Genomic DNA, 25888 nt, shown 5'->3' with positions numbered 1-25888 from the left:
GTTATTATTTGTAGAAGAACGCACTTAAGTTGATAATTTTTTAATTAAAAATAGAATTGCCAGATAATCGCAACCGAGCCGAGTGAACGAGAACAGCTATGTCTTACGTCTCCGTCCTGAAAAATATACCAGAATTCTTAAGCCAACCCACCGGTATAGCAGCTATAGCCTCTCTTGGCCTTCACGGTGCTATTGCGTTCCTTATGCCGTTGATGCCAGTAGAGTCTAACTCCAAACAAGCAGCATCAAAAACAAAAACTGTCGGACTTGTTGAGTTAAATCAATCTGAATTAAATCGGCTGCCACAAACTGGCACACCTCAAATAGCTTTACCAACCCAAGCTTCTATACTGCCACAAGTTCCCCCAGCAAACCTGCTGCCCCAATCAAACCCGACATTACCCCCTCTGCCTCCGCCAACTGCTGCTAACAATTGGGTAATGCCCCCGTTGCCAAACTCAACTAACGTAGCTATTGCTCCTTTACCAAAAAGTCAGCCCTTAAAGATAGCCTCAAGGAGTGATTTGCAATTTAATTCATCCTTGAGCCCACAAGTAAAACCCTTTCCGCGTTTTCAAGAAAAGGTAAGCTTGGGAGAAGCTAAGCCTTTGGACACTTCTCCAGTGCCTTACAATGTACCTCCCATACAGCCAGCTAATGTGACTCAGCAGCAGGAGATGATCAATAATAGTATGGCTCCTGTCGCCCCCTACCAAATGCCAGAGTCAACCGGTGGAAACACGGCAACACCATCGATCCAGGCAAATCCTGAATTGGCAAACTTACCAAATGTTGCTCCCAAGCCCCTGACCCCCCTTGGAGAACTTCCAAAAGCTGGGGATAATACAGTGGGAACACAAAACATTGAGCAATTGCCGCAGCAAGAATTTGCTCTCAATGTCCCTAGATTGCCATCTCCGGCAACTCGGGAGATGTCAGACAAGACAAATTCCTCTACCGATCGTTTCCTTGAAGTTAAGGCACAATACCCCAATATTGAAACGCGACTGCCCATATCAGCAACAGTCAATGCAAAACCCGGTCAGGAAGGCAACGTTAACGGCGACTTAGTGATAAATAGTGAAGGTCAAGTTGAATCTATCAAATTCCGCGATGAGTCAATTTCATCTGACCTCAAAACTGCTGCAAGGCAATATTTTAGGCAATATTTCCAAAGCAATCCCGTTCAAGCAAACGGCAAGCCAAAGTTTTACCAATTTAACATTGCTTTTACACCCAATAGCAATGTGAGACCTGAAACGATTCAAGAATTCGTACCCCCATCTCAAAGGGGTTCAGTACAAGCATCATCTGAGTCACAAAGAAACCTCATTCAGCGTTTGCGTTCACCAAAGTTAAACCTTCAACTATCCCAAGAACCAAAACAAGAAAATCTTTCTCGACGTTCGCGTTTGCCAGAGGTGAATTCACAGGTTTCTTCTAAAGAACCTCCAATCAATTTGACACGGGGTTTGCGTACTCAGGACAATCAACCCGCATCTGTCACACCAGCTAATCCAGAAGTTGCTCTGAAGCGGACTCAGTCAGTATCAGCAGCCACCCGTGAAGAACAAACATCTTCCCGTCAGGTAGTTATTAAGCAGCCTGCAGCCACACCCCAAAACGATCGAGAACAAACATCTTCCCGTCAGGTAGTTATTAAGCAGCCTGCACCAACAACTCAAGTAAATGAAGAACAAGCATCTCAACCACAGGAAGCAACTAGCAATCAGTCTTCAGCTTCTTCTAAAGAACCAAGCAAGCTAATTCGCCAATTACGCCAAATTAGAGAGCAAAGACAAAACTCTAATCAAGAGAGTCGTTAGTGGATAATGGTTAGTAGATATTAGATAGTGGTTAGTGGCCAATACTAACTACTATCTACTAACTCACTTAAATTTGCTTCCCGATTAAATAGACCCTCTGGCGTTTATTTCAGAGGGTTTTCTTGTTCAATTTTTCTTTCCCAGCCTTGTTCTGCTTTCTGGAAAACGTAAGCAGCTACTTGTAAAATTTCTTGTTCGCTCAATTTCCCTTTAAAAGCAGGCATAGCATTTTTACCGTTTTGCACTTGATAAACTATTGCTTCAATTTGAGCGGTTTCATAATTTTCTAAATAATTTAATAAAGCCTCCTTTTTTAAACTTTTTTCAGCAATAAGGATGTTACCACCACCTATATGACAAGCAGCACAATTATCTTTGAAAATTTTGGCACCATTAGATGTTTCGGCTGCAAGTGCTGAACTCGTACAGGTGAATGTAAATATAATTGATAGGGCGATCGAGAACACAACTAATAAAACTTTTTTCAAGGGAGTCTCCTAGCAACAAGCTTACAGCCATTTAAAAACCACTGCAGTAACCATTTTACGGCTGGTAGAAGCCTTAAGAGTGCTGGGGAAACAACTGCGTTAAATGCAATTTTTTTGTCTATCAAAAATTTGCGGTGACGGATCTACCCCTCTATCGCTGTTACCACCATAGGTAAGGGTAAAACACGCCACCACTAATTTTCCCTTCTCACGTACAGCGAATTTCGCGTGTTTCGCTGGGGAAATTATTTTGGAGCAACAAAAGTATCTCTAACCTTGGACAGTCACTTTACCAACCATACCAGCGCCACGGTGAGGTTCGCAGTAGAAGGTGTATTCACCAGGAGCAGCATCTGCTGGGAAGGTTGTTTCATAGTCTTGACCGGGGTTCATCAGCAACTTCTTGTGAGACAAGGATTTAGCTAAATCAGCGCTTTTAGCAGGGTTTTTAGCAGCATCAAATACGACATTGTGGGGAGGAACTTTGTTGTTCACCCATTTGATTGTGTCGCCCGGTTTAACTGTCAATTTACTGGGTTCAAACGCCAGCATTCCCTTATCACTACCCAGTTTTACAGTGTAGGTATCAGCCGCAGCACTGGGGGTGAAAACTGCAAAGCTACTAACAACTAAAAAGAGCATTAACAATGCTAAGCCAAAGCGCCGTAAACTTGACGCAATGAATTTCATAGCTTTCTCCTAACAGCAGGTTTTATCTTTCCTTATTCATTTTAAATATAATTTAGCCAAAATATGACAATCTGTCGTAGATGCAATTTTTTTTTTAAAAGTAGGGGGTCGTCAATTATGAAATAACTGGGTGTTCGGTAACTGAAATACACTAGAACACTGAAAAGCAAAAAGCAAAAGGTAAGCCACAGTAAGCAGATTTTTGCCCGCAGTTACAGATTTCTTAACTATTTTTTAAATTTTTTCGAGATCGATTCCGCTAACTATGAAATCGCTCAAGAGAGAAACGAATGACGAGAAAAACATTGACACCTCAGAAAGAGGTCACTCACACCAGTGTCTTTAGTTGGTAGTTCTAGGTTGAGAATCAGTAAAAGCTTTAATGACTAACCGCTGATGTAGAGACGCGCTACAGCGTGTCTCTACGATCTTCACACTTCTCGTTCAACTAGATTTAGTAATAAATTTTACCGCCACCCCATTTAGTGCCGATAACCTTTGGTTGTAGGAGAATGTGACCGGCGATCTCTACTAAGTCCTCATCGTCTAAGTTTCTCATTTCCGTGAAAATATCAGCACTCTTGATGCTGGGATGTAATTCGGCTATTTCCTCCTCTCCGTCATAAGTTGTGGGATTTTTCATGTAGTCCACCAACGCTTCAATGTTATCGCGAGGTGGTGTCGCCCCTGCTAGAGTTTCTGGATCTAGCCCTATGTTCTGGTTGGTCTTAGTGATACCTCCAGCATGACATTGGGCGCAAGCGTACTGAAATAGGGTTTTGCCTTCTTTGACTTGTTTCAAGCTGAGAACAACAGTATCGCCTTTGTCATTGAGTGGTAAGGTGCGAGTCGCTTCATCCAGTTCTACGGCTGAAGCACTACCAACTACAAATTGAAACGTCAGCAAAACAGCAGCAGCCAAAATGCCAATGAGTCTTCTAAACATTTTTCCCCTTAACGATTCTGACACTCAACACAGCTAAATATTGCGATGCTTAATTTCCAGTGCTACTAACTCATCGCTAACTGCCAACTGCCATTAGCCATGAGCCATTAACACTTAATTAGTAGAAATTGAGCTGCTGTAATACCAATATCACGTCATGCGTGCAATTTGTTGCCCAAACCACTGATAGAGTCTTGGATTCAGTCATGGCAAGAAATGGCGATCGCACTTTGCTTTCCTGGCAAAACCTTATACATGGTGCAGTTGATGTGGATTGGTTTGCCCGTCTTTACAAAGTACTTGGTAAAGAAAAATAGCAAAGTCTTGACAAATTAGCTAAATATGTATATCGGTTCATCCATCGACGAGTGCAACTTTTTGCGAATGCTATGTTGGAGCAAATCGAAAAAGCAGCTATAGATATAAATATGTAAAATATTCCTAAAAATTAGAAAATTCAGTGATTTTATGCCAGGAGTAACATAGATAGCTGTAAAAATCTATGTAAAAAAATTGACTCATGGCTCCCAATCTGTTTGATGTCAATTTCTATCGCAATGCTAACCCCGATTTAGCAGCAGTAGGGATAACTACAGATGCTCAACTGACATCACATTTTTTCAATAATGGTCTGAATGAAGGTCGCCTATTTTCACCACTCGTTGACCTCAACTTTTATCGCTCTAGCAACAGCGATTTATCTCGCTTGTCTTATAGCAGAGCATACGATCACTTGCAGAATACTGGCATTGCTGAAGGACGTAAGTTCTCACCTTTTTTCGATCTTGCTTTTTATAGAGAAGCGAATAGCGACTTAATAAGAGCAGGATTAAACAACGATCAATTATTCGACCATTTGCAAAATTATGGTCTGAATGAAGGACGTAATTTTTCACCCTTCTTTGACCTGAATTTTTACAGGTCTAACAATCCCGATTTGGTAACAGCAGGTTTCACGAATCAACAATTACTGGAACATTATGTTTTATATGGTTTTCAGGAGGGGCGCACTCCTAGAGTTGACTTTGCTGGAAATACCTTGAATGATGCGGCTACTATCGATCTCAGCCTTGGTGTAGGATTTGCTGCTGATAATGTGGGACCATCTGATGCTGATGACTACTATAGGCTTGTCTTGGATAGACCCACTAATCTTACTGTAACATCGGGAGTTTCTAATCAGAATATCTCGGGCACATTGTTTAATAGTAGCAGTCAGCCCCTACCTGGTGGATTTTCATCCGGCGTTTTTAATATCTCTAACTTAGTAAACATCAACGGTCGGGTTGAAGAATTCAACTTTACAAATAGGGTCTTGAGTAACACAGACGTTCAGACTTATGTCTTCAATTTTCTAGAACCAGGTACTTACTACCTGCGCTTCCAACCAACCGCAGGTAACACTAACTACGCTTTTGTAGTTAACTCTGTCCCTGTATAAAGGAGTCACGGTAGCCTGTAAATTAAGCCTGTTGAATGATTTTTATCCCTTCCCTCCTGTAAAAGTCACGCTTTCAATAAAGTATCTGTTGAAGAAAGCATAGAGAATGAGAGCTGGCAAAGTGAACACCATAGAAGCTGCCATAATGTAATTCCAGTAATTAATGTATTGACCTTTGAAGGTATTTAGACCTAAGGGAAGGGTAAACATTTCTGGATCGAACAAAATAACCACAGGTAGCAAAAAATTATTCCAACTACCCATAAAGACAAAAACCGTTTGTGCTGCTAGTGCAGGTTTGGCTAAAGGCAATACAATACGCCGAAAAATACCAAAAGTATTGAGCCCATCTAGTTGAGCGGCTTCCTCAAGTTCCCGAGGAAAACTGATGAAAAATTGCCGCATCATAAAAATGAAGGTAGCATTGACCATGCTGGGAACAATCATTCCTTGATAGGAATTCAACCAGTTGAAAGATTTTAGAATCAGAAATGTGGGAATTAAGGTAATCTGTGCGGGTACTGCTAATACTGCTAAGATAAGGAAAAACCAAAAGCGTTTACCAGAGAAGTGTAACCTCGCCAAAGCGTAACCTGCCATTGAGTTGAAAATTAAGTTTAATATGGTGACACTGATGGCTATGACCACGCTATTAAATAGCCAACGGAGAAACAAAGGTTCCTGCAATAAAATTTGTTTGTAGTTATCAAAAGTGAAGTTTTTAGGTAAGAAATTAGCTTCTCCACTGGCAATTTCGGAAAGGGGTTTAAATGATGCGGAAAGTGCCCAAAGGAAGGGAATAAGGGTAATGACTGCGTACAATGTTAATACCGTGTATAACAGTACTTTCAGCCAAGAGTGACTGGAGATATTTTTCAAACTCTTTCCCCTCCAAAGAACCTTCGCTGGATCAAAGTGATAATAATAATAACCGCTGCTAGTAGAAATGCGATCGCCGCAGCATATCCCATTTGCAAATTGCGAAATACAGCTTGATATATCAACAAAACGACTGTTAAAGTCGCATTATTTGGTCCACCACTACCGTTAGAAAAGATGTAGGATTGGTCAAACAGCTGAAAAGTACCAATAACTCCCATTGTGACCACAAAGAAAGTAACGGGTTTGAGCATGGGAATAGTAATGTAAATAAACTGTTGCCAGTTATTAGCCCCATCTATCGCAGCTGCTTCATAGAGAGAACGAGGAATGTCTTGTAACGCTGCTAAGTAAATGACCATGAACAAGGGCGCTGTTGACCAAATGTTCATCAGCATAATGCCTTTGAGTGCAACAGATGGATCTCCCAACCAGTTGTAGGTAGGTAGCCCCAAAAAAGCAAGAAAATTGTTAAGTAACCCGTTCGTGTTGTAAATCCACATGAAAACCAGCGTTAAAACAGCTGAAGAGGTAACCGTTGGCAAAAAGTAGAGAACACGCCACCAATTTTTACCATAAATACCGGAATTGAGAGTGACAGCGAGAAGGAGAGCAAGGGCAGTTTGCGTTGGAACCACAATCGCAACATATTGTGCCGTATTTAGTAAAGCAATCCAAACTCGTTCATCTTCAACCAATCGCGTAAAGTTGCGAAAACCAACAAACTCATAGTCAATTCCACCTAAAAGTTGGACTTTGTGAAAAGAAAGAAAAACAGCAAAGAGAATGGGTATGACAACAAAAGTACCTAACACCAGAATAGTAGGTGTCATAAAGAGGTAACCCGTTAAACTTTCTGTTATTTCCCAATTGGTTGTTCTTGTTTGCCTTCCCTCTTCAAACACAAATATACCTCTATTTAACTAAGCTTAAGTTTAGTTGTTATTCAATAATTTTAAAATTAATAATATTTATCTTTTCATCTAAGTTTAGGATTTTTATTTATTAACAAATATCATTTTTCATTTAATAAAATATCTCTCAAACACATTTATTATCATTTATTTAATAAGATGTTAAACAAAATCAAGAAATATAGCGATTGGAAATTATTGTAAAAATTCTTTTCTCTTTCTTTTCCTGGCAATCTTAGGGTTTTAGCGGTTGATAATTTTTAAAATGGATCTACTTAATTTCTTGTTTTTTGCCGATTTGGTTTGCGTTGAGAATCGAGCAAATAAAGCCCCTCCAAAGATAATAGCTGCCGATCCCATACAAGAAAAAGCAACAGAAGAAAACCAGAGATTTACCCATGTATTAATCATGGCAGCATTAGGCTTTTGCGGATTGTAGAGAACTTCTACTTGTTCGCCTTTAGTATACTTAGGTGAAGTGTTACCAACTTTTGATTCAAACACAATTGTTTCCCCCGAACGGGTTATAAATTTCACCAAAGGATAGTAGTAACTAGAGCTTTTTGTAGAGTCTTGCAAATTATCAATAACTATGCCTTGTGTTGTTACTGCTTGTTCAACAAAGGAGCGATGATTCAGCCCTGTTGTTATACCGACCGCAGCAAATAGAACACCAATACAAGTACAAGCTGTTGAAGCAAAGATAGAATTATAGTGATTTATACTGGCTGTTCTCATAGTAGTTTCTACAAGTTAGATAGCACTAAGGTAAGGTTGTACAAAACTACCTATTCTCAAGCAGCGATTCCGAATTTGTTCCAAAATAGTGGGCTTTAGCCTTACCTGCTAAATACTATTACTATTCTCAAGCAGCGACTATGATACAACCTACAACTAATACGACCTGTGTCATGTTGATTGATTTTAACAAGTTACTAGTTTGTACACAAACTCGGTGCAGTGATTTAAGTTGTGCTGTAATGGGTTCCATGTATTACAATACTCCCACTCTAAGTTTTAAAAACTTGCGTCTCCACCAACCCCAGTAAAAGAAACACTAGCGGGCAGCAAGTAAGCACTAACCAATAACTACCAACCACTAACTTTTCTCGTTGTTCACACGCAGCCCCATAATAATTAAGTCGCGTTCAATACCGTCAAGTTCTGCAACGTTGGGTAAATGTCCCCAAGGTTGAAAGCCAAATGTTTCAAAAAGTTTCAAACTGGGCAAGTTATGAGCAAATATAAAGCCTAGTAAAGTTTTGATACCCAAACTAGGGCTTTTGTTAATGGCGTGAGTTAGTAGTTGCTGTCCCAAACCACGTCGATGATATTCTAGGGCAACGTAAATACTAATTTCAGCAGTCGCGTGATAGGCTGGTCGTCCGTAAAAGGATTGTAAACTCAACCATCCAGCAACTCTACCCTCTACTTCGATAACCCAGAGGGGACGTTTTAAAGGTGAACGTCCTTTAAACCAAGCAAGGCGACTTTCCACAGACACTGGTTCTAAATCGGCAGTTGCCAGACGGCTGGGGATTGCCGCATTGTAAATTGCCACAATTGCTGGCAAGTCAATTTCAGTGGCATCGCGGATTATCATTTCTGCTGTTGAAAATAAAATGTCGAAAAATATTAGCAAATTATACAGCTTTTGCCTGATTTCTAAGCTGTCATACAACTATTTTGCATAATTTGGCCAGACGAAACACCTACCCCACTCAGAGATTTAACATTTAACAACCTGTCCGTGCAAATTCAATGTATTTTAACTGAACCCATCAGTGCTTAGGCAGCCATTAAAAAGTTTTGGCTATTTTACTCACTACAGATAATTTTGCCCTCAATAAAAAGAAAGATGTCTCTAAATGTAAATTTAAATACAATTTACAACTGAAGTCTATTTTTTATCCTTTCTAAGGAAGATGCCTTTGGGGATCGACGATATTCTAAAGAATCGATAGATTATACAACTTGCAAAATGTATCTGATATTACTGTAAATGAAAGTGCTTGAAAAAGAATGTAAAGAATATTTACAGCTATAGGTAGAGGTTGTCTGTCTTTATCGTTTTTAAACTGAGGTTAGATAGCAAGATTATTCAGTTATATCCGAGCCATATTAATTTTGTGTATGACTATGTCTACTAATATTGTTGAAAATGAAAAGAGCGAAATAAAGAAGAACACTCAAGTTATAGAAGAGGAATTTTCTCTTTTTATATTAAAACTTAAAAATGGTGTTTGGCTCTTTGGTATTCCATCCTGGGTTTTTGGTATTTACGATAGAACTGTTGCAGGCTTCGCTGATGGTTATTTATCAACCATAGAACTTATCCACTTATTTACAGCTTCTTTCTTTTTCTTAACCTGGCTGTATTTGAAACCTGAGGAAAGTGTCGATTGTGAGGCTCAAACGAGAGGGTTCGAGTTGAAAAAGCGACACATGATTAGTCAGGAGTATATTTTACCTTTTCCCTATCTGTGCCAAATCTACCATCTATTAAATTTAAAACATTTGGAAACAATCCATAAATTTAGTCTTAATAATTTGAAAATTATTAAGATTAACAAAGTCAACTCCACACCTATTGGAGGAAGAATTACTTTTGAGACCTACCTAGATTCTCCATTTAATGTGCTTAGAATTTGGAGACAACCAATTGCTCAGGTAGATTTAATATTGCATACGCCTTATACTATTGAGCTTAGTGTTCCAGTGTATAGTGACAAAAGAATCACCGTCATGTTTACGGCACATCCCTTAACAGATAACGAGCATTATTTCTTCATTGATATTTACAGCGACCTAAATTGGCCCAAACCCTTCCTGCAAATTTTGTTGCACCTTGCCTCTTGTTTAACTTTATTTGAAGATTTGCCTTATTACCGAAAATTAGCTGACAGGAATCTAGGCTATTTGGTTGACCGAAATAGGCTGTCAAATCACGAAACAATGTGGCTTTTTAATAGATTTGTTGAGTTGCATGGTGCGAGTGTTAAGGTTCCTAAGTTGATGGAAGCAAGTGCTGAATAAGATAATTTCCCTCAGTTCATGGTTTGTCTCATTCATTTTCATTTTTAAGCATCCGTACAGAAAGTTACCTTGCGCTCTATGCTCCGAGCGTCAAACTGATTTCTCTGTGGTCGCAATCGGCAAGTTGGGGGAATGCTCATCGGCTGGCACTTGCTGGTGGAGCGCTGCTAACCTATGCCTGGTATGGTTTTCCTCAACCCCGACTATCGGTTCTAGAGGTGTTGTTGATTTGCTCGGCAACGTAATCTTTGCGCTCGGTGCGATTGTTCTGCTTGCGATCGCGAATCATACGGTGCATCAGACAAATTCTGAGAGGGAGTTAGAGTCAATGGTGGGCAGTGCCCACCCTACGAAACTACTACAAAAATTGGTTAAGCTCTTGCCAATAAGGGGGCTGCTGCTAGTAAGGTTTGAGTATAAGGATGTTGTGGATGGGCAAAAATTTGTTTTGTCGGACCTAGTTCGACTATTTTGCCACTGTTCATGACAGCAATCCTATCGCATAAAAATCTTGCTAACCAAAGGTCGTGAGTAATAAATAAGTATGTTAACTCAAATTCTTTTTTTAACTCCAACATGAGGTCTAGCACTTGCGACTGTACGCTAGCGTCTAACATACTCACCGGTTCATCACAAATGATGAGTTTCGGACGAGTAATCAATGCACGGGCTATTGCAACTCGTTGCTGCTGTCCACCAGATAAATCTGAGGGATAACGCTGATAATAAACTTCTGCTGGCTTTAACCCCACTTTTTCCAGCATCCACATCACCTCTTGTTTTGCTTTGCCAGAATCTGCTAGCTTGTGAATCAGCAAAGGGTCTGCAATGCTTTGTCCCACCGTCATTGCAGGATTTAGGCAAGCATGGGGATCTTGAAATACCATTTGCATCTGTCGCCTGGAATTGCGAATTTCCTGACGCGAAAGCCTCGTTAAATCCCGTCCCAAAAACTCGACTTTACCTTCAGTAGGACGAATCAGTTGCAGTATTGTTCGCGACAGCGTACTCTTTCCGCAACCCGATTCGCCAACCAATCCTAAAATTTCCCCCGGATAAAGTTCTAGGTTGATTCCGTCCACTGCTTTGATTGTTTGACTTTCCCGTTTCAAAAGTCGTTCTACAAAATTAGGTTCTAGGGTGTAGTGCTGTTTGAGTTCTGTAACGCGCAATATTGGGGTCTGGGTACCCGCAATGTGGGAATTAGGGACTGGGGATTGGGAAGGATCTTCCCCTGACCCCCCGTCCACTGTTTGAATGTGCAAAGCTGCTTTTAAAAGGGATTGTGTATATTGGTGCTGGGGTCGTTGGAATACAGTCCGGGATGAGCCCGTTTCTACCATTTTGCCGGTGTACATGACGCCAATGCGATCGCAATACTCCGCCACAAGCGCCAAGTCGTGAGAAATAAGCAGGAGTGCCATGTTTTCTTCACCGCACAGCCGCGTTAGTTCTTGCAGAATCTGAGCAGAAACAGTGACATCTAAACTGGTAGTCGGTTCATCAGCTACAATTAATTTAGGCTTAAGAAGTAACGCCAAAGCGATCGCGACCCTTTGGCGCATCCCACCGCTGAATTCGTGAGGATACTGAGTCCAACGGCTAGCAGGAATCTTCACTTTTTCCAGAGTGGCAATTGCTATTTCCTTGGCTTCCCGTGTAGATAACTGGGGTGAGTGTGCCTTAAGAGTTTCCAAACAATGATTCCCAATTGTCATTAGCGGATCTAAACGCGTCATTGGGTCTTGGAAAATAAGAGCTACCGCCTCTCCTCGAAATTTCCGTAGCTGTTCGGGGGTCATATCAAACACAGATCGCCCTTGAAAAGTAACTCTGCCTGCAATTTGAGTTGATGGTGGTAGCAACCGCATTGCTGCCCTTCCGAGAGTAGACTTACCACAGCCTGACTCTCCCACCAATCCCATTCTCTCACCAGGTTGCAGGGTGAAAGATACACCATCAACCGCCCACTGGACTTGTTCATCACTATGATGGGGGTAGGCTACGCCCAGATTCTCAATACAAAATAAGGCTTCACTCATAATTAGCTTTTATCTACCAGCTATCAAATACCTGCTTTCAGTTTTAAGATTAAGATACAGTATTCAGTCAAAGGCATCAGGGTTGTTGCGGAAGTCTCTTTTTCTGCTTTATCGCTGTTTGCACAACACATTTACTTGCAAGGAGAACTTACCGAAGAAAGGCGCAGAGGTCAGAGGGCAGAAGGAAAGACTCTAGTAAATCCCAGAATTTATCCCAAGGCATTCCCCGTTCCCCATTCCCTGTTAAAAGCCATAAGTTCAAATTTCAGCAAGTCTTGACTTTAGACCCTTGATTACCTTTACACAAAGTTTAACCGAATATAAATGTGTCAAGCCCACGACAAATACAGGAGGGATCTGAATTTAGAATGCAATAGTAAATTACAATCAGATTTTTATTATTTTTAATCATCTCCATCAGTTATACTGCTTGTTCTGCTGGTACCATTTATTGCAATAAGGCATTACAGTATTCAATGAGAGTGGTTAGGCGATTGCCGATGGCATCAAGTCTAGCTTTAGTAGTGGAAGTTTGCCGTGCTCCTTGGAGAAAAGTGACATCTATTTCCAACAGCCGCAGCTGCTTACTCATTTCAGTCATATAAGACTGCAAACGCCCCTTATTGTTACTGTCTGTGTCCTCATTCACCAAAGGCACGATCTGTTGCTGAAAAAACTTCTGCAAAGATATCACCCGTTGCCGTATTCCAGGTGAATCTAATTGGTCAGCAGCAATCTCTGAATGCAACTGCTTCAGCTGAATTGCAAATGAGTCGTATTTCTCGCGAATTAGAGACATACAGTACTTATTGAGATAATATTAATGACAAGGTAATGTCAAGAAATTTTTCTGATAGGCTAAACTTTTCTAAACTCTATCTTAAAACCTCGCGCCTTGAATAATTTTTGGGGCGGGATTTGCTTTATATCGACACTTACAACCTATGATGCCCGACACCCGTACTGGATAATTTGCACTGACGCCTTGAGGGAACACCCGAAACGCAAATTGTCCTTGCGTATGTCAGTTATTGTTCCTGTTGACGGCAATGCCGCCAACTCACTCCTCTTTTGAACCTTATCACCAATTACCATTGGCGCTATTTTATGAGCAGCACTGTATTAACTTCCAGAATTGATATTACCCTTCCGGAATGGCTACAGCATTGCCTGGGGTCATCTACACAAAGCGCCGAAGCACATGATGACCGAAGGCAAAGTGAGTCTAATTTAATTTTTCAGGCATTTGAATTTGCCTACCAGTTACATCAGGGTCAGTACCGCAAATCAGGAGAACCATATATTTCTCACCCCGTCGCTGTAGCAGGAATACTACGCGAGCTAGGTGGCAGTGCTGCTATGATAGCAGCTGGCTTACTACATGATGTAGTGGAAGATACAAATGTCACGATTGAAGAAATAGACCAGCGCTTTGGTACGGAAGTGCGGCAATTGGTGGAAGGTGTTACAAAGCTTTCTAAAATTAATTTCAAAAGCAAGACCGAAAGCCAAGCAGAAAACTTTCGTCGAATGTTCTTGTCAATGGCGCAAGATATTCGGGTGATAGTAGTAAAGTTGGCAGACCGCTTGCATAATATGCGGACTCTCGAACATCTTCCTGAAGAAAAACGCAAAAGCATCGCTTTAGAAACACGAGAAATCTTTGCTCCTCTGGCAAATCGTTTGGGGATTTGGCGCATTAAGTGGGAACTGGAAGATTTATCTTTTAAGTACTTGGAGCAAGATGCCTACCGTCAAATTCAAGAGTATGTAGCCGAGAAACGAGGAGCCAGAGAAGAGAGATTAGCAGCCGTTGCTGAAACTTTGCGGAATCGATTGGTAGAAGCAGGAATTCAGTGTCTGGATATTAGCGGACGACCAAAGCATCTGTATAGCATCTATCAAAAAATGCAGCGCCAAAACAAAGAATTCCACGAAATTTACGATTTGGCAGCACTACGAATTATTGTGAATTCTAATGAGGAATGCTACCGTGCTTTGGCAATTGTGCATGATGCTTTCCGCCCGATCCCTGGAAGATTTAAGGATTATATTGGATTGCCCAAACCCAATCGTTACCAATCATTGCATACAGGTGTCATTAGTCCGTGGGCTCGCCCTTTAGAAGTGCAAATTCGGACTCTTGAAATGCATCGGATTGCTGAATATGGAATTGCTGCCCATTGGAAGTATAAGGAATCGGGTGGTTCTTTGACAACCCATTTAACAGCATCAGATGAGAAATTTACATGGTTGCGGCAACTGCTGGAATGGCAGAATGATGTCAAGGATGCTCAGGAATACTTAGAAAGCGTTAAAGACAATCTGTTTGAAGATGATGTTTATGTCTTTACTCCGAAAGGTGATGTGATTCCTTTGAGCCCCGGTTCTAGTACGGTGGATTTTGCTTATCGCATTCACACAGAAATAGGAAATCACTGTTCGGGAGCAAAGGTGAATGGACGGATGGTTCCCCTCTCAACACGGCTGCAAAATGGCGATATTGTAGAGATTTTGACGCAAAAAAACAGCCACCCAAGTTTGGATTGGTTAAACTTTGTTAGAACTTCAGCAGCAAAGAATAGAATCAAGCAGTGGTACAAGCGATCGCGCCGTGAAGAAAATATTGCTCGCGGTCGGGAATTATTGGAAAAAGAACTGGGCAGATCCGGTGTGGAAAACCTGATTAAGTCGCAACCGATGCAGAATGTAGCGGAACGATGTAATTACCATTCTTGTGAGGATTTGCTTGCAGCTTTGGGTTACGGTGAAGTCACCCTCAGCCTTGTGCTGAATCGGTGGCGAGAATTGGTAAAGGCACAGCAACCCGCGATTGCAGCAACATCAAGCGATTTGATCAAAGAGTTACCTTCGGCATCAAAAACCCTGCGCGACTCAACACCAACCACCTCGCGTACAACTGACTCCCCAATCGTTGGAGTAGAAGGATTGGTATACCATCTTGCTGGGTGCTGCACTCCCATTCCGGGAGAACAAATTATTGGTGTTGTTACCCGAGGTAGGGGAATTTCCATCCATCGCCAAGGATGCCACAATTTGGATACTGTAGAATGCGATCGCCTTGTTCCCGTGCATTGGAATCCTTCCGGTGAACCCTATGGTCGCCCTCAGACATATCCAGTCAATATCCAAATTGAAGCCCTAGACCGGGTGGGAGTCCTTAAGGATATTCTTTCTCGCCTGAGCGACCAAGGTATTAATGTGCGTCATGCTCAGGTGAAAACTGCCAACGGTCAACCAGCTTTGATAGACTTGGGGATCGATATCCGCGATCGCCCCCAACTCGAACAGATATTTACCCAAATCAAGAAACTGAGCGATATTCTCAATATCCGTCGCATCGGTCAAACTGATGAATAAGTTATTGGGTTCATAGTTAGTGGTTAGTGGTTAGTAGAGTAGCACTCCGACCACTAACTACTATCTACTAACTAATTAACAATTTCCTTATATATACCTATAGACAGATTGGTCTTTTAGGTATAATTTTATATGAAGAAATTATATTAAAAATTATTTCTTTTACATCATTGCGAAGGTAAAAGATTTTATAAAAGTGTTAAAAAAATGAGATTTAGGGTAAAAACAACAGGTGTCGTACTGGCAGTTCTAGCGTTAGTGGGTCTGATTTTAGGGCTACTTCTTGGAAGAGCAGATTTTCTTCAAGAGGAAACAGTCACATCTAATCCAAAACCAGCGCTTTCGGATCAATATTACGACGAACGACCAGAAGAAAGCACAAAAACATTAGATACAAAGGCAACTATCTCAAGCCTTGATTCCGACTCCGAACCCAAGGAACCTGAAAAAACACCATCTCCAAAGGCTACTGCTCCCAATACGGATTCTCGACTGAAACAGCTAACAACAGCACCCAATCAAAATGTAACTATTCCCAGTCAAGATTCCGATTCCCGTCTGAAAGTTGGGAAAACTCAAAAGAACAAAACCCTAAATTTCCAATCTCCAAATACTCTGACTTACTCCGTCAAAACCACTGCAGCTTTTGCAGCTTACAAACCGAGATACGAGATTGCATGGGCAGATCCAAGTAACTATGGCGATCGGTTTGCAACAGATGTTAATGGCAACCCAGTTAACAATGCACCAATCATAGTGCTTCACGAAACTGCAGCCCCTGCATCCAGCGCCATCAACTTTTTTAAAAATTCCCACGAAGATGAAAACGTCCAAGCTAGCTACCATACCATGATTAAGCTAGATGGCACCGTTGTTTATTTAGTCCCGCCAGAAAAAAGAGCCTTTGGTGCAGGTAACTCAGTTTTTGAAGGACCTCTCGGTGTAGAGACAGTGAAGACGAATGCTGATTTGCCTCCATCTGTCAATAACTTTGCCTATCACGTTGGTTTAGAAACTCCACCTTCTGGTGTAGGGACTAAAGAACCAACTCACATTGGTTACACTGACGCTCAATATCAATCTCTTGCCTGGTTAATCGCTCAAAGTAACGTTCCAGATGAGAGGATTACGACTCACAGGGCTGTAGATCGTTCCGGTCAAAGAATTGACCCAAGAAGTTTTGAGTTTGATAAATTTTGGAATTTACTTCATTCATTTCGGGTAATTGCTCCAGTTAATATTAGTAGCATTGGCAACTAGTAGAAAAAGTCGCTCAGTATGAAGGCTAAAGGATGAAAGTCACAGGCTAATACTACAAGCTTTACAAAGATTTGCATTTGTGAGCCTTATTTGTGCCAACGTGTACTAGAACGATTGGAAGATATCACGGAAACCGATATACCAGAATTAGAACTAAATTTTACATACCAAAAACACCAACCAATCAAAGTACCAGTCTTAGATGATGGTTCGATAGAGCCAAAATTTTTTAAGTTGGTAAATTCTCGGTTTGCTTCAGGTTTAATAACACAGCGCTGTCAATTCTTAACAACTGTTAACATAACATTTAGCAGTTTAGCTAAGATGTGGGATGAAATTACTCTTACCCCTAAAGAAGACGAGGTTGTACGAGGACTGCAAATTATAGAGCCAAATGTAGAGCGCATTAGTTTTACCAGCCGTCAAACCTCTAATAGTGGCATTATTATAAAAGTAAGCGGACAGCATGACCCCATTCCTTTAGGTAGTATGGGTGATGGAATGCGTCGTATTTTGAATCTAGCAATATTTGCTGTGAATGCCGAAAATGGTTTTTTACTAGTAGATGAAATTGATGCTGGTCTTTATTATGAAGTGCAAACAGATATGTGGCGCTTAATTTTGGAAATAGCAAAGCGACTGAATATACAAATTTTTGCAACCACTCATAGTTGGGATTGTGTTCGTGCCTTTCAAGAAGTATTAGATGATGTGGAAGATAGTAACATAGGCAAATTATTCTGCTTAGATATGAAGTACGGGAAACTCCGTGCTGTTGAGTATGTAGCTGAGAATTTAAAAATAGCGATGCAACAAAATATTGAGGTACGCTAATGTGCAAAAAAAAAGCAAAAAAAGCGAACCTCATGAGTTACTAGTTGAAACACCCGTGTATAAAACTATTCGTGTTTTTTAGGAATCAAGTGAATCAACGTGCGTAAGGCGTGATTGACCGCTTCCCCATTAGGAAAATATTCCCTGACATCAGGGTCAAGGATTACGATCCCATTTTCACGAGTGTAATGGTGGACAACTGTCGTGCCATCTGTTTGCTGAATGGTTACAGTGTGTCCCCGTCGATAAGCTTGGTAATATTTCCCGCGTTCGCCACCTGTAACATCGTATTCTAGAGGTGTGCGGTTCTCTGTCACATTAAAGTCTTCAGAGTTAACGTTATTCATAATATATACCTAACTAACTTACTCTTACTCAATAATCCTATCCTCTTAAACTTCCACCGCACCTAAAGATTTCAATGTTGCAACAGTTGCCGCCATTTACCCTGTAACATCACTGATGCTTATACTATCAGGGCTAAAGGCGATTGACTAAGCAAAATTGAGGAGTATGTTTTTGTAAAGTTTTAATGCATTCACCCGTGCTAGAAGTTGAAAAATTTGATAAGTGCAGCCTAATAATCTGATAAAAGCTGACTTTTTCTAACATTTTTATTTTCTACTTAAAAAAACGACACACAAGCTCGCCAGGATCATTTTTTCCAAACGGCAAAACAGTTCCGTCTTTTTCAACTTTAGTGCGATCGCGGCAGTTATAAACTTCAACAGGTATTTTCACCCCATCTACAGTTATAGATACCCTATATTCCCAATATTTTTTAGCACTTCGTTTAATATCAATAATACAAATCTGATGTCCATTGTAATTCTTGCAAAAAGATGCATGAGCAGGAAGTGCAATTAAAAAAGAGACTATAAGTAGTAGTACTATAGAAAGATGTTTTACACTCATCATATTTGATAATATTACAAACTTTTTATCTTACTAATAAATATAAACTAATCTTTCAATTAAGCAAGATTTAACAGTCCCTTAACTATATCGTTGATGCCGAATTGATAATCTTTTGGTGCATATTTTTTCAACAGAAAAAACTAAGAGGCAAGATTTGTGATGGAACGCTTGCATCTCGAGCGATTACTATCAACTTCGTTGAAGCGTCGCAGCCTGTTGATTAGTGGTGGATTCTTCACTGGCTTAGCACTGACAACCCAATGGTCAAGCAGAGTCAATGCTCAACCTAAATTCCCCGCTTATCCATTCAGTCTCGGTGTCGCTTCAGGGGAGCCGTATCCTAGAAGCGTTGTTATATGGACGCGTTTGGCTCCCGATCCACTGAATGGGGGTGGAATGCCATCAGAAAATGTCTCCGTACAGTGGCAGGTTGCTACTGATGAAAAAATGACACGGGTTGTGCGAAGCGGAACGACCTATGCAATTCCCGAATTAGGGCACTCGGTACACGTTGTTGTTGAGGGATTACAACCAGACCGATGGTACTGGTATCAGTTTAAAGTAGGCAATGAAGTTAGCCCCATTGGACGCACCCGCACTGCTCCTGCTTTGGGACAAAAAATCGAACAGTTCCGCTTTGCGTTTGCTTCTTGTCATCCACAGGTAAACTCATGTGGTCGTCAAATTGAATACCATCAGCATCATATTGAGTGACAATTTCCACGACGAGGTCAGTAATAAACTTTTGCACTTCTGGGTGAAAGGGATTGAGCCACGCCACCTCACCTGCAGCACTAATCGAAGTTTGAGTTCCATCCTGCTTTTGCGTCAGCCAATCTGGATGATTTGATGCTAATTCTGAAGTCAGAGGAGCCATAAAACCAAATTCAAACCAAGGTACTGCAAGTAGACCTTGGCGACGGGCTTGAGTAATGATGTCTGCAATTACATCTTGTCCCTCTGCGCCCTTAAAGAAAAAAGGTATACCCATTCGTTGTGCTACTGCACTGGGATATTTTGTATAGCCATCATTCCAAACTACGGGATAAATTGTGTTAAAGTTTAACCGACGCAATTGAGCAATTGCGTCCTGCGCTTTGGCACGATGCCTAAAGATGTCAAAGTCATTATTAGTCAGCCAAACCCCGCGAATTTCTTGAGAAGGTAACTGGGGTATTTGAGCAGTTGCAAGGGGAAGGTTGCCTACCAGAATTACAGTAACAAAGGATACTGCAAACAACACTGGGATAAGACGCTTAATTGACCGCAAACCTTTACCTAGGACAAGTATTTGCACGACTTTAGATAGTATATTACCTAACCACGGACTGAGTTGTATACTTTTGTGATAGAATTGTACCGCCATTATCTCTAAGTTATTTATCTTTAATCAATGAAGTTGATGTACAACATTCCATTCAAACAACACTAAATGACCGCACGGGTTTTCCCGGTACAGATTTAGCTTGATTAAGATAATCGACGCAACTGGTGGGCAACTAGTGCCAATGGACTACACGTAAAACATTAGGTGTATCGTCTATTCTGAACTTGAAAGAATAAGGATCTATAGGGAGATAGGATTTCAAACTCCGGATAGACATTTTGCAGCAGTCAGAATTGATAGTTTAGAACAATTACAAAACCCACTGTGAGGCACTTGAGTGAGATTGCTCAGCCCTTTTTAAGTGAAGTACAGATAGGTAAAAAGTTATGAAAGCAACAGAACTCCTCTCACAATATGAAGCAGGTGCTAGAGATTTTACAGGCGCTGACTTAAGCGAGGTTAATTTGGCAGGAGCCAATCTCAGTGGAGCTATTTTAGATCGAGCTCTTTTAGATGGAGCAAATCTGAATGGGGCAAATCTCAGCCAAGCTAGCCTGAATCATGCAGACTTGAATGGGGCGAATTTATCGGAGGCTAACCTAAGTGGAGCCAATTTAAGTGGAGCCGTATTAGATGGAGCAGTTCTAGATGGAGCTATACTTGATAACGCCAATCTCAGTCAGTCTGATTTAACTGTTGCTAACCTGATAACTGCAACTATGAGCGAGGCTAACCTACATGAAGCTAATCTGAGCGCTGCCAACCTAGATGGAGCCGATTTAAGCGGAGCCGATTTAGTTGTAGCCGATTTGAAAGATGCTAATTTGAGTCAGGCTGAGCTTCAGGACGCTAATTTAAATGGAGCCAATTTGGAGGGCGCTAATTTGGAAGGAACGATTCTGGATTCCGAGCAATCATAACTTCATTCTGTCGCTCTGAAGAAAGAATAATCGTAGGTTGGGTTGAACAAAGAGAAACCCAAAGTTTATCCAATTGTTGGGTTTCGTGGATGGAGTTGTTGGGTTTCGTTCCTCAACCCAACCTACGGGGTTAAAAATCGGTAGATGATTAAGTAATTTTGCTGTAATTTATGCCATAAAGCTAGAATTTCAACAAGACTATGGGACGAATGCCACGTTACAGCAACTGAAAGATGAGTGCTGATTTAGCCAAGCAGGTTAAGCAACTGCAAGCAACCCTAACGAAAATGCAAGTGACGCTGGATGCCGTACAATCATCATAGCACTGACAGCAAGCGCTTTTGAAGAACAACAAGCAAGTATCTTGGCTGCGGGGTGTGATGATTTAGTTCGCAAACCATTTCGGGAACAGATTATTTTTGAAAAGCTAGCTGAGCATTTGGGTGTACGCTATCTGTATGCAGAGGAGCAGGAAAGTACACAAGTCCAAGAACAGAGAAATGGGGAGCTACAGCAAAGCGTGAAACTTTCAGATCTCGGTAACATCATGCCTGCTGAATGGATGGTACAACTACACCAAGCAGCTATTGAAGTTGATGGAAATCGAATTGCTCATCTTATCGCAGAAATTCCTGAAACTTATTCAGAAACAGCAGAGGTTTTGATGGATTTATTGCGTCACTTCTGCTTTGACGAAATTCTGAACTTAGTTGAAGGGAGGATGGCTTAGTATTTCACCATTGAATTGAGAGTGTCAACTTTCTGCTGTTTCGCCTTGAGATCCCTCAGAAACAACTTCCGATGCAGTTTCCGGCTCTGTAATGACATCGGGTTTTGGCTTAGCGGGTTTTGGACCACGCGCTAAGGCAGGATTAACCTGCTGCTTGGATTCCTTGGCAAAAGATCCTTTCTTACCTTTACCCGAAGAGCGACGCTCAGAAGAATCTGCTTTGCGATCGCCAATTCGTTTTATGGGTTTAGCATTTGACTCTACAGGAGGCAGAGAATCTGAATTTTCAGAGGTGTTGTCTGAATCAACTTTAGGCTGACGATCTGATTTTTTAATTGGGCGTTCTACCATTGTTCACTTTTGTTTACTCCTTATATATAGTACAGCACTTCAGCAATAGCAACGAATATCTTCGCCGCATTCATCAGCCAAATAGCAAAGGGCACGAAATCGCAAACTGGTAACTTGCTCATAGAAAGGATTTAGTTTACACAGGGGTGGAATATGTGCTAATTTGCGACCAAACAGGTAAATATCCCGCTCAAAGGGACATTGAACTGGAATGACTTTACATAAAAAGTGTGCAATTTTGGGGTTAGCGATCTCAATACAATCAAGCCATTGACGAATGGGTTCAAGTACAGCCTTACTGTCAAATTTCAACTTAGTAAAGTAGTTGTGGCGATAATTGTTTCTGGGGAAATCAAGCATTGCGGTGTCTCCTTTAACTGCTGCTACTAAGCAGTTTAAATATAAATTCATAAAATAGCACTATCCGTAAAATATAAGTTGTTTTTATAATCTATAACTTTAACTAATTTCAACAGAAGTTCACTTCTCATCCGATAGACTACCGTGTCACACAAGTTGGATTTACCCCCCTTAATCCACGCCACTTGCTACAAGTCACCGAAACCCCGTTCTTGGGGGGAAACAAGAAATCAAGTTCCCAAACCTCGATTGGGTAGCTTGTTCTGTTTGTGGCAAAATACAGCATCCCAAACAGAAGAAACAAGAAATTAACTTCCCTCCCCCTCTCCTCGAAAGGGCTAGGGAGGGGTAAAACTAACGCTAAAACTTTCGTCTGTGAGCTATTTCAGCAAGCGGTAGTAGTAGGGTGGGCAGTGTCCACCATTCATTCAAATGGCTTATGATTGATGTTTCATTTGTTTAACCATAAGAAACCATTTCATGTTGCCAATCGCTGGAATAATGTTTTTACTGTTCTTGCCTGCTTGTCTTTGCATATTGAGACAAGTTATTTGGGGTCAAGAAATAACGCATCAACTCCTGGCTGTAGGGATGTTTTTGTTTTGTTTAGAGCAAGCCCGGATGGCAACCAAGGATTTGCAACAAATCGCTGATGCCAAGAAGCAAGTTCAAGATACTCGTTTGGATAATTTCTCCACGATCGCGATTAGTACAATTTTTCTAGAACTTTTAGGATTTTATACATCATCAGTTTGGCTGGGATGGGGTTCGTTGTTGATTTTACTGAGTCAAGTTTGGTTTAACTTATTTGCAGGAGTAAAAATTTATCCACTAGCAGAAAATGTCCTTCAAACTTGGAAAATTTCTGAACGTCTGCCAGTATTAATTGCTGATATTCTGGGACTAGTTTTAGTGAGTCTTTGGATGTTGCAGATTGCTTCTTTCTGGATAAGCTGGGCTCTTTTTGGAATGGCGCTCGTCTACTGTAGTATCAAGTTATTTTTGTTTTTCAGGCAGAGTATATTTGTTGGGCAACGAATTATTTGACTGGCACAACAGATAAAATTTTAATGAACTGCCCTAAATGCGGTTTCACAACAAATTGTGATGTCACCACAGTAATACTCATACAATTCCCAACTGTATTGACTTCTTCCTTTATTTCCTCTACCTGCTTCTACTTCTTGCCCTCAGACGAGCATTTTGACCATAAAAAATCTATGTATAAACCACATTTTCTTCATTTAATCTTCATCATATGTTTAGAATATATCCAGGAATTATTGGAGAGATTTTGTTTTTTTTAAGTATGAATTAAATCAAGAAAAATGTAAATTTACTGATGTAAAAAACATTGAAAAAAATGAAAATCATATAATACAAGTTTAGGGTTAGTCAATTGCAAAGTTTTTTAGAATTTCTGCCATACAAACGTTACAACCGAAAAATCAAACATGAAGAAAGCAATTGTAATGAAGAGTTAAGCAAACTCTGCTTTTTAGAAGAAACGCTATTAACGAAATCAATAAATATTTTTTATTGGTAATGAATAGAACCCTTGTTTTACATAAGTTTATAAAACTTTGTAAGCTACTGAGGGTTGTATAAATCTTGAGTCTTCCCCTAATAAACCTACAAAGGTTCAAATAAGGTGAAGTTTCTGAGTGCCGCACTAAATTGACTAAGCAGTTAAAAAAACGAAATCTTGTATTAAATCCAGACGAGAGATCCTATGACTAATCCCAAAGCTCTTTTACAAGGAAGTAATACTGAGTTATTCAAGAACTTTGCGTTTAACAGTACCGGAGGCTCAAAAATAGCCCAACAGATATCAGTTGCAGACGCAACGATCCAAATGCTAGAAAATTTGGGTGTGCGCCGAGCTTTTGGTCTTATGGGAGGTGGTATGGCCCACCTTTGGAGAGCACTATTGAACAGTGATATGCAGGTATTGAATTTTCGCCATGAAGGAGGAGCAGCTTTTGCCGCAGTCGAAGCTTACTTTGCCAGTGGCTGTCCTAATATAGTGTTTACTACAACAGGTCCAGGCATCAGCAACACCCTCACAGGCTTATTGGCTGCTCGTAATGAAGGTGCAAAGGTGATTCTTTTATCGGCTAGTACGTCAGCATCACAGCGCGGACGTCGTGCAATTCAGGAAACCAGTATTGAGACATTGCCCAGTGCAGGAATTTTTACTCCTGGAATGCCGTTCAACTATGCAACCATTGTTGAATCTACAGCTCAACTCCCACAAATTTTTCGCCAACTGGCTACTGGTTTAGCACAACCAGGAGCGTTTGTTGCTCATTTGAGCATTCCCAACGATGTACAGTCAAGTTTAGTTGATAGTATGTCCTTGCCCCAGCTTGATTTTTCTAGTTATCGGGTGACACCTTCCCCGAAAGCGATCGCTCAATCTGTTGAATTATTATCTTCTGGACGCTTTGCTATTTGGGTTGGGTTCGGAGCACGTGATGCAGCAGAAGAAATTCGTCAACTTGCCGAAAGAACAGGTGCAGCAGTTATGTGCTCACCCCGTGGTAAAGGCATTTTTCCTGAAAATCATCCCCAGTTTGTCGGTGTCACAGGTTGGGGTGGTCAAGATTCTGTCATCACTTATATGCAAGAGCAAACTCCTTTACGTACACTCGTACTAGGAACACGTCTTGGTGAAGCAACTTCTTTCTGGCGTCAAGAGATGCTTCCCCCGAGAGGCTTTGTACATGTAGACATTAACCCAGAAGTACCAGGAGTAGCATATCCCCATGCTGAAACTTTCCCCGTTCAATCTGATATCAAAACTTTTGTACAAGAACTCTTGAAGCAATTACCAGCTTCTTCTTGTACAACAACATTATCGTTACCTCGTCCAGAACGCAAAGTAATGGAACCTAGTCCAGACTATCTAGTACGACCAGAAGTTTTAATGGAGGAAATTCAAAAAGTAATTGTTGAGGGTAGCGATGCCCTAGTTATATCAGAGGCGGGCAATTCGTTTATTTGGGCAAATCATCTACTGCAATTTTCGCAACCAAATCGTTACCGAGTCAGCACCGGATTTGCCGCAATGGGTCAAGCCGTCACCGGAGTTGTAGGTGCAGCACTAGCCCGCAATAGTAAAGCTGTAGCTATTGTTGGGGATGGAGCAATGCTAATGAATAACGAAATTAGTACAGCTGTAAGATACAAAATTCCTGCCGTCTGGATTGTACTCAACGATGGCTATTACAATATGTGCTATCAAGGCATGACATCGTTGGGATTTCAGGGTGCAGATGCGACAATTCCACAGACAGATTTCGTCTTAATTGCCCGTGGTATGGGAGCAGCTGGTATCAGAGTCGAGAAAGAGTCAGATTTGCACGCAGCGCTGGAGCAAGCGATCGCCTCCTCTGTTCCTTTTGTAGTAGATGTAGTAATCGATCCGAGTCGAAATGCACCTTCTCAAGGACGTAATCAAGCTTTAACAGCACCAGAAGTTCAATCAAGTGTAGTTACGAGCCTCACAAATTTCCATTAGTTGGAACCTTTAGCACGAGCGT

Annotated in this window: 24 protein-coding genes and 2 pseudogenes; 12 read left to right on the top strand and 14 right to left on the bottom strand. The window is 41.0% G+C overall.

What is annotated here, in order from left to right; genetic code table 11:
* Positions 1–98 precede the first annotated feature (98 nt).
* On the top strand, positions 99–1826 hold the full coding sequence (locus tag ACYRY3_RS32190; RefSeq protein ID WP_460205728.1) for an energy transducer TonB: 1728 nt from the start codon (positions 99–101) through the stop codon (positions 1824–1826).
* Between the two features lie 104 nt (positions 1827–1930).
* Here ACYRY3_RS32190 and petJ read toward each other — a convergent pair whose 3' ends face one another.
* The 3 genes from petJ to psbV form a co-directional block, all read right to left on the bottom strand.
* Positions 1931–2293 carry a cytochrome c6 PetJ gene (gene petJ / locus ACYRY3_RS32185; RefSeq protein ID WP_460205805.1) on the bottom strand — a complete coding sequence of 121 codons (363 nt, stop codon included), beginning with the start codon at positions 2291–2293 and terminating at the stop codon, positions 1931–1933.
* A 291-nt stretch (positions 2294–2584) separates the two neighbouring features.
* On the bottom strand, positions 2585–3004 hold the full coding sequence (petE, locus tag ACYRY3_RS32180) for a plastocyanin (protein ID WP_460205727.1): 420 nt from the start codon (positions 3002–3004) through the stop codon (positions 2585–2587).
* 454 nt (positions 3005–3458) lie between these two features.
* Positions 3459–3950 (bottom strand): photosystem II cytochrome c-550, encoded by a 492-nt coding sequence (psbV, locus tag ACYRY3_RS32175; protein WP_460205726.1) that lies wholly within the window; start codon positions 3948–3950, stop codon positions 3459–3461.
* Between the two features lie 128 nt (positions 3951–4078).
* On the opposite strand from psbV, the gene ACYRY3_RS32170 reads away from it, so the two are divergent.
* A complete protein-coding gene (locus ACYRY3_RS32170) occupies positions 4079–4267 on the top strand; it encodes a hypothetical protein (RefSeq protein WP_460205725.1) in 189 nt (62 codons plus the stop codon).
* A gap of 203 nt (positions 4268–4470) precedes the next feature.
* Positions 4471–5391, top strand: a complete 921-nt coding sequence (locus ACYRY3_RS32165; RefSeq protein WP_460205724.1) for a hypothetical protein — start codon at positions 4471–4473, stop codon at positions 5389–5391.
* Between the two features lie 42 nt (positions 5392–5433).
* Here the strand turns inward: ACYRY3_RS32165 and ACYRY3_RS32160 are convergent, their stop codons facing one another.
* The 4 genes from ACYRY3_RS32160 to ACYRY3_RS32145 form a co-directional block, all read right to left on the bottom strand.
* A complete protein-coding gene (locus ACYRY3_RS32160; RefSeq protein ID WP_460205723.1) occupies positions 5434–6270 on the bottom strand; it encodes a carbohydrate ABC transporter permease in 837 nt (278 codons plus the stop codon).
* On the bottom strand, positions 6267–7103 hold the full coding sequence (locus ACYRY3_RS32155) for a carbohydrate ABC transporter permease (RefSeq protein WP_460205804.1): 837 nt from the start codon (positions 7101–7103) through the stop codon (positions 6267–6269). The genes ACYRY3_RS32160 and ACYRY3_RS32155 overlap by 4 nt, the downstream gene beginning before the upstream one ends.
* Before the next feature lie 324 nt (positions 7104–7427).
* Positions 7428–7922, bottom strand: a complete 495-nt coding sequence (locus ACYRY3_RS32150; protein WP_460205722.1) for a DUF3592 domain-containing protein — start codon at positions 7920–7922, stop codon at positions 7428–7430.
* Positions 7923–8283: 361 nt separating this feature from the next.
* Positions 8284–8787 carry an N-acetyltransferase family protein gene (locus ACYRY3_RS32145; RefSeq protein WP_460205721.1) on the bottom strand — a complete coding sequence of 168 codons (504 nt, stop codon included), beginning with the start codon at positions 8785–8787 and terminating at the stop codon, positions 8284–8286.
* A gap of 536 nt (positions 8788–9323) precedes the next feature.
* On the opposite strand from ACYRY3_RS32145, the gene ACYRY3_RS32140 reads away from it, so the two are divergent.
* The gene (locus tag ACYRY3_RS32140; protein WP_460205720.1) at positions 9324–10220 is read left to right on the top strand and encodes a hypothetical protein; all 897 of its coding nucleotides are present in this window, start codon (positions 9324–9326) and stop codon (positions 10218–10220) included.
* A gap of 371 nt (positions 10221–10591) precedes the next feature.
* Here the strand turns inward: ACYRY3_RS32140 and ACYRY3_RS32135 are convergent, their stop codons facing one another.
* Positions 10592–12262, bottom strand: coding sequence for a dipeptide ABC transporter ATP-binding protein (locus ACYRY3_RS32135; protein WP_460205719.1), 1671 nt, complete (start codon positions 12260–12262; stop codon positions 10592–10594).
* A gap of 448 nt (positions 12263–12710) precedes the next feature.
* Positions 12711–13061, bottom strand: a complete 351-nt coding sequence (gene patD, locus ACYRY3_RS32130; protein ID WP_460205718.1) for a heterocyst frequency control protein PatD — start codon at positions 13059–13061, stop codon at positions 12711–12713.
* Positions 13062–13369: 308 nt separating this feature from the next.
* Between patD and ACYRY3_RS32125 the strand changes: the two genes are divergently transcribed.
* The 3 genes from ACYRY3_RS32125 (at position 13370) to ACYRY3_RS32115 (ending at position 17737) form a co-directional block, all read left to right on the top strand.
* Positions 13370–15643: a RelA/SpoT family protein gene (locus ACYRY3_RS32125; RefSeq protein WP_460205717.1), complete on the top strand. Its 2274-nt coding sequence runs from the start codon at positions 13370–13372 to the stop codon at positions 15641–15643.
* 207 nt (positions 15644–15850) lie between these two features.
* Positions 15851–16903 carry a peptidoglycan recognition protein family protein gene (locus tag ACYRY3_RS32120; RefSeq protein ID WP_460205716.1) on the top strand — a complete coding sequence of 351 codons (1053 nt, stop codon included), beginning with the start codon at positions 15851–15853 and terminating at the stop codon, positions 16901–16903.
* 90 nt (positions 16904–16993) lie between these two features.
* Positions 16994–17737: an AAA family ATPase gene (locus ACYRY3_RS32115; RefSeq protein WP_460205715.1), complete on the top strand. Its 744-nt coding sequence runs from the start codon at positions 16994–16996 to the stop codon at positions 17735–17737.
* 65 nt (positions 17738–17802) lie between these two features.
* Here the strand turns inward: ACYRY3_RS32115 and ACYRY3_RS32110 are convergent, their stop codons facing one another.
* Both ACYRY3_RS32110 and ACYRY3_RS32105 read right to left on the bottom strand, forming a co-directional pair.
* Entirely contained in the window at positions 17803–18084 is a 282-nt protein-coding gene (locus ACYRY3_RS32110) for a hypothetical protein (protein ID WP_460205714.1), read from the bottom strand.
* A gap of 274 nt (positions 18085–18358) precedes the next feature.
* On the bottom strand, positions 18359–18652 hold the full coding sequence (locus ACYRY3_RS32105; RefSeq protein WP_460205803.1) for a hypothetical protein: 294 nt from the start codon (positions 18650–18652) through the stop codon (positions 18359–18361).
* A 162-nt stretch (positions 18653–18814) separates the two neighbouring features.
* On the opposite strand from ACYRY3_RS32105, the pseudogene ACYRY3_RS32100 reads away from it, so the two are divergent.
* A pseudogene (locus ACYRY3_RS32100) lies at positions 18815–19309 on the top strand (alkaline phosphatase D family protein); the annotation flags it as partial.
* A 1-nt stretch (position 19310) separates the two neighbouring features.
* On the opposite strand, the pseudogene ACYRY3_RS32095 reads toward ACYRY3_RS32100, so the two are convergent.
* Positions 19311–20021, bottom strand: a pseudogene (locus tag ACYRY3_RS32095) (family 10 glycosylhydrolase); the annotation flags it as partial.
* 347 nt (positions 20022–20368) lie between these two features.
* Between ACYRY3_RS32095 and ACYRY3_RS32090 the strand changes: the two are divergent.
* Together ACYRY3_RS32090 and ACYRY3_RS32085 are read left to right on the top strand one after the other, a co-directional pair.
* Entirely contained in the window at positions 20369–20902 is a 534-nt protein-coding gene (locus ACYRY3_RS32090) for a pentapeptide repeat-containing protein (RefSeq protein WP_460205713.1), read from the top strand.
* Between the two features lie 364 nt (positions 20903–21266).
* Positions 21267–21632, top strand: coding sequence for a response regulator (locus tag ACYRY3_RS32085; protein WP_460205712.1), 366 nt, complete (start codon positions 21267–21269; stop codon positions 21630–21632).
* Between the two features lie 24 nt (positions 21633–21656).
* On the opposite strand, the gene ACYRY3_RS32080 is transcribed toward ACYRY3_RS32085, so the two are convergent.
* Positions 21657–21983 carry a hypothetical protein gene (locus ACYRY3_RS32080; RefSeq protein ID WP_460205711.1) on the bottom strand — a complete coding sequence of 109 codons (327 nt, stop codon included), beginning with the start codon at positions 21981–21983 and terminating at the stop codon, positions 21657–21659.
* 39 nt (positions 21984–22022) lie between these two features.
* Positions 22023–22295 (bottom strand): Mo-dependent nitrogenase C-terminal domain-containing protein, encoded by a 273-nt coding sequence (locus ACYRY3_RS32075; protein ID WP_460205802.1) that lies wholly within the window; start codon positions 22293–22295, stop codon positions 22023–22025.
* A 549-nt stretch (positions 22296–22844) separates the two neighbouring features.
* Between ACYRY3_RS32075 and ACYRY3_RS32070 the strand changes: the two genes are divergently transcribed.
* Positions 22845–23390: a hypothetical protein gene (locus ACYRY3_RS32070; RefSeq protein ID WP_460205710.1), complete on the top strand. Its 546-nt coding sequence runs from the start codon at positions 22845–22847 to the stop codon at positions 23388–23390.
* Positions 23391–24075: 685 nt separating this feature from the next.
* Positions 24076–25866, top strand: coding sequence for a thiamine pyrophosphate-dependent enzyme (locus tag ACYRY3_RS32065; RefSeq protein ID WP_460205709.1), 1791 nt, complete (start codon positions 24076–24078; stop codon positions 25864–25866).
* Positions 25867–25888 lie beyond the last annotated feature (22 nt).

The sequence above is a fragment of the Scytonema sp. NUACC21 genome, from assembly GCF_054684315.1.
The sequence above is the reverse complement of the archived record's forward strand: the minus strand, read 5'-3'. Positions and strand labels throughout refer to the sequence as shown.

Excerpts from the sequence above, each read along its gene's own strand:
- ACYRY3_RS32145 (WP_460205721.1), bottom strand. The coding sequence starts at position 8,787 with ATGATAATCCGCGATGCCACTGAAATTGACTTGCCAGCAATTGTGGCA.
- ACYRY3_RS32080 (WP_460205711.1), bottom strand. The coding sequence starts at position 21,983 with ATGGTAGAACGCCCAATTAAAAAATCAGATCGTCAGCCTAAAGTTGAT.
- ACYRY3_RS32065 (WP_460205709.1), top strand. The coding sequence starts at position 24,076 with ATGACTAATCCCAAAGCTCTTTTACAAGGAAGTAATACTGAGTTATTC.
- ACYRY3_RS32105 (WP_460205803.1), bottom strand. The coding sequence starts at position 18,652 with ATGAGTGTAAAACATCTTTCTATAGTACTACTACTTATAGTCTCTTTT.
- ACYRY3_RS32150 (WP_460205722.1), bottom strand. The coding sequence starts at position 7,922 with ATGAGAACAGCCAGTATAAATCACTATAATTCTATCTTTGCTTCAACA.
- ACYRY3_RS32135 (WP_460205719.1), bottom strand. The coding sequence starts at position 12,262 with ATGAGTGAAGCCTTATTTTGTATTGAGAATCTGGGCGTAGCCTACCCC.
- ACYRY3_RS32155 (WP_460205804.1), bottom strand. The coding sequence starts at position 7,103 with ATGACACCTACTATTCTGGTGTTAGGTACTTTTGTTGTCATACCCATT.
- patD (WP_460205718.1), bottom strand. The coding sequence starts at position 13,061 with ATGTCTCTAATTCGCGAGAAATACGACTCATTTGCAATTCAGCTGAAG.
- ACYRY3_RS32190 (WP_460205728.1), top strand. The coding sequence starts at position 99 with ATGTCTTACGTCTCCGTCCTGAAAAATATACCAGAATTCTTAAGCCAA.
- ACYRY3_RS32070 (WP_460205710.1), top strand. The coding sequence starts at position 22,845 with ATGTTTTTACTGTTCTTGCCTGCTTGTCTTTGCATATTGAGACAAGTT.
- ACYRY3_RS32125 (WP_460205717.1), top strand. The coding sequence starts at position 13,370 with ATGAGCAGCACTGTATTAACTTCCAGAATTGATATTACCCTTCCGGAA.
- ACYRY3_RS32140 (WP_460205720.1), top strand. The coding sequence starts at position 9,324 with ATGTCTACTAATATTGTTGAAAATGAAAAGAGCGAAATAAAGAAGAAC.
- ACYRY3_RS32110 (WP_460205714.1), bottom strand. The coding sequence starts at position 18,084 with ATGAATAACGTTAACTCTGAAGACTTTAATGTGACAGAGAACCGCACA.
- psbV (WP_460205726.1), bottom strand. The coding sequence starts at position 3,950 with ATGTTTAGAAGACTCATTGGCATTTTGGCTGCTGCTGTTTTGCTGACG.
- petE (WP_460205727.1), bottom strand. The coding sequence starts at position 3,004 with ATGAAATTCATTGCGTCAAGTTTACGGCGCTTTGGCTTAGCATTGTTA.
- ACYRY3_RS32165 (WP_460205724.1), top strand. The coding sequence starts at position 4,471 with ATGGCTCCCAATCTGTTTGATGTCAATTTCTATCGCAATGCTAACCCC.
- ACYRY3_RS32120 (WP_460205716.1), top strand. The coding sequence starts at position 15,851 with ATGAGATTTAGGGTAAAAACAACAGGTGTCGTACTGGCAGTTCTAGCG.
- ACYRY3_RS32090 (WP_460205713.1), top strand. The coding sequence starts at position 20,369 with ATGAAAGCAACAGAACTCCTCTCACAATATGAAGCAGGTGCTAGAGAT.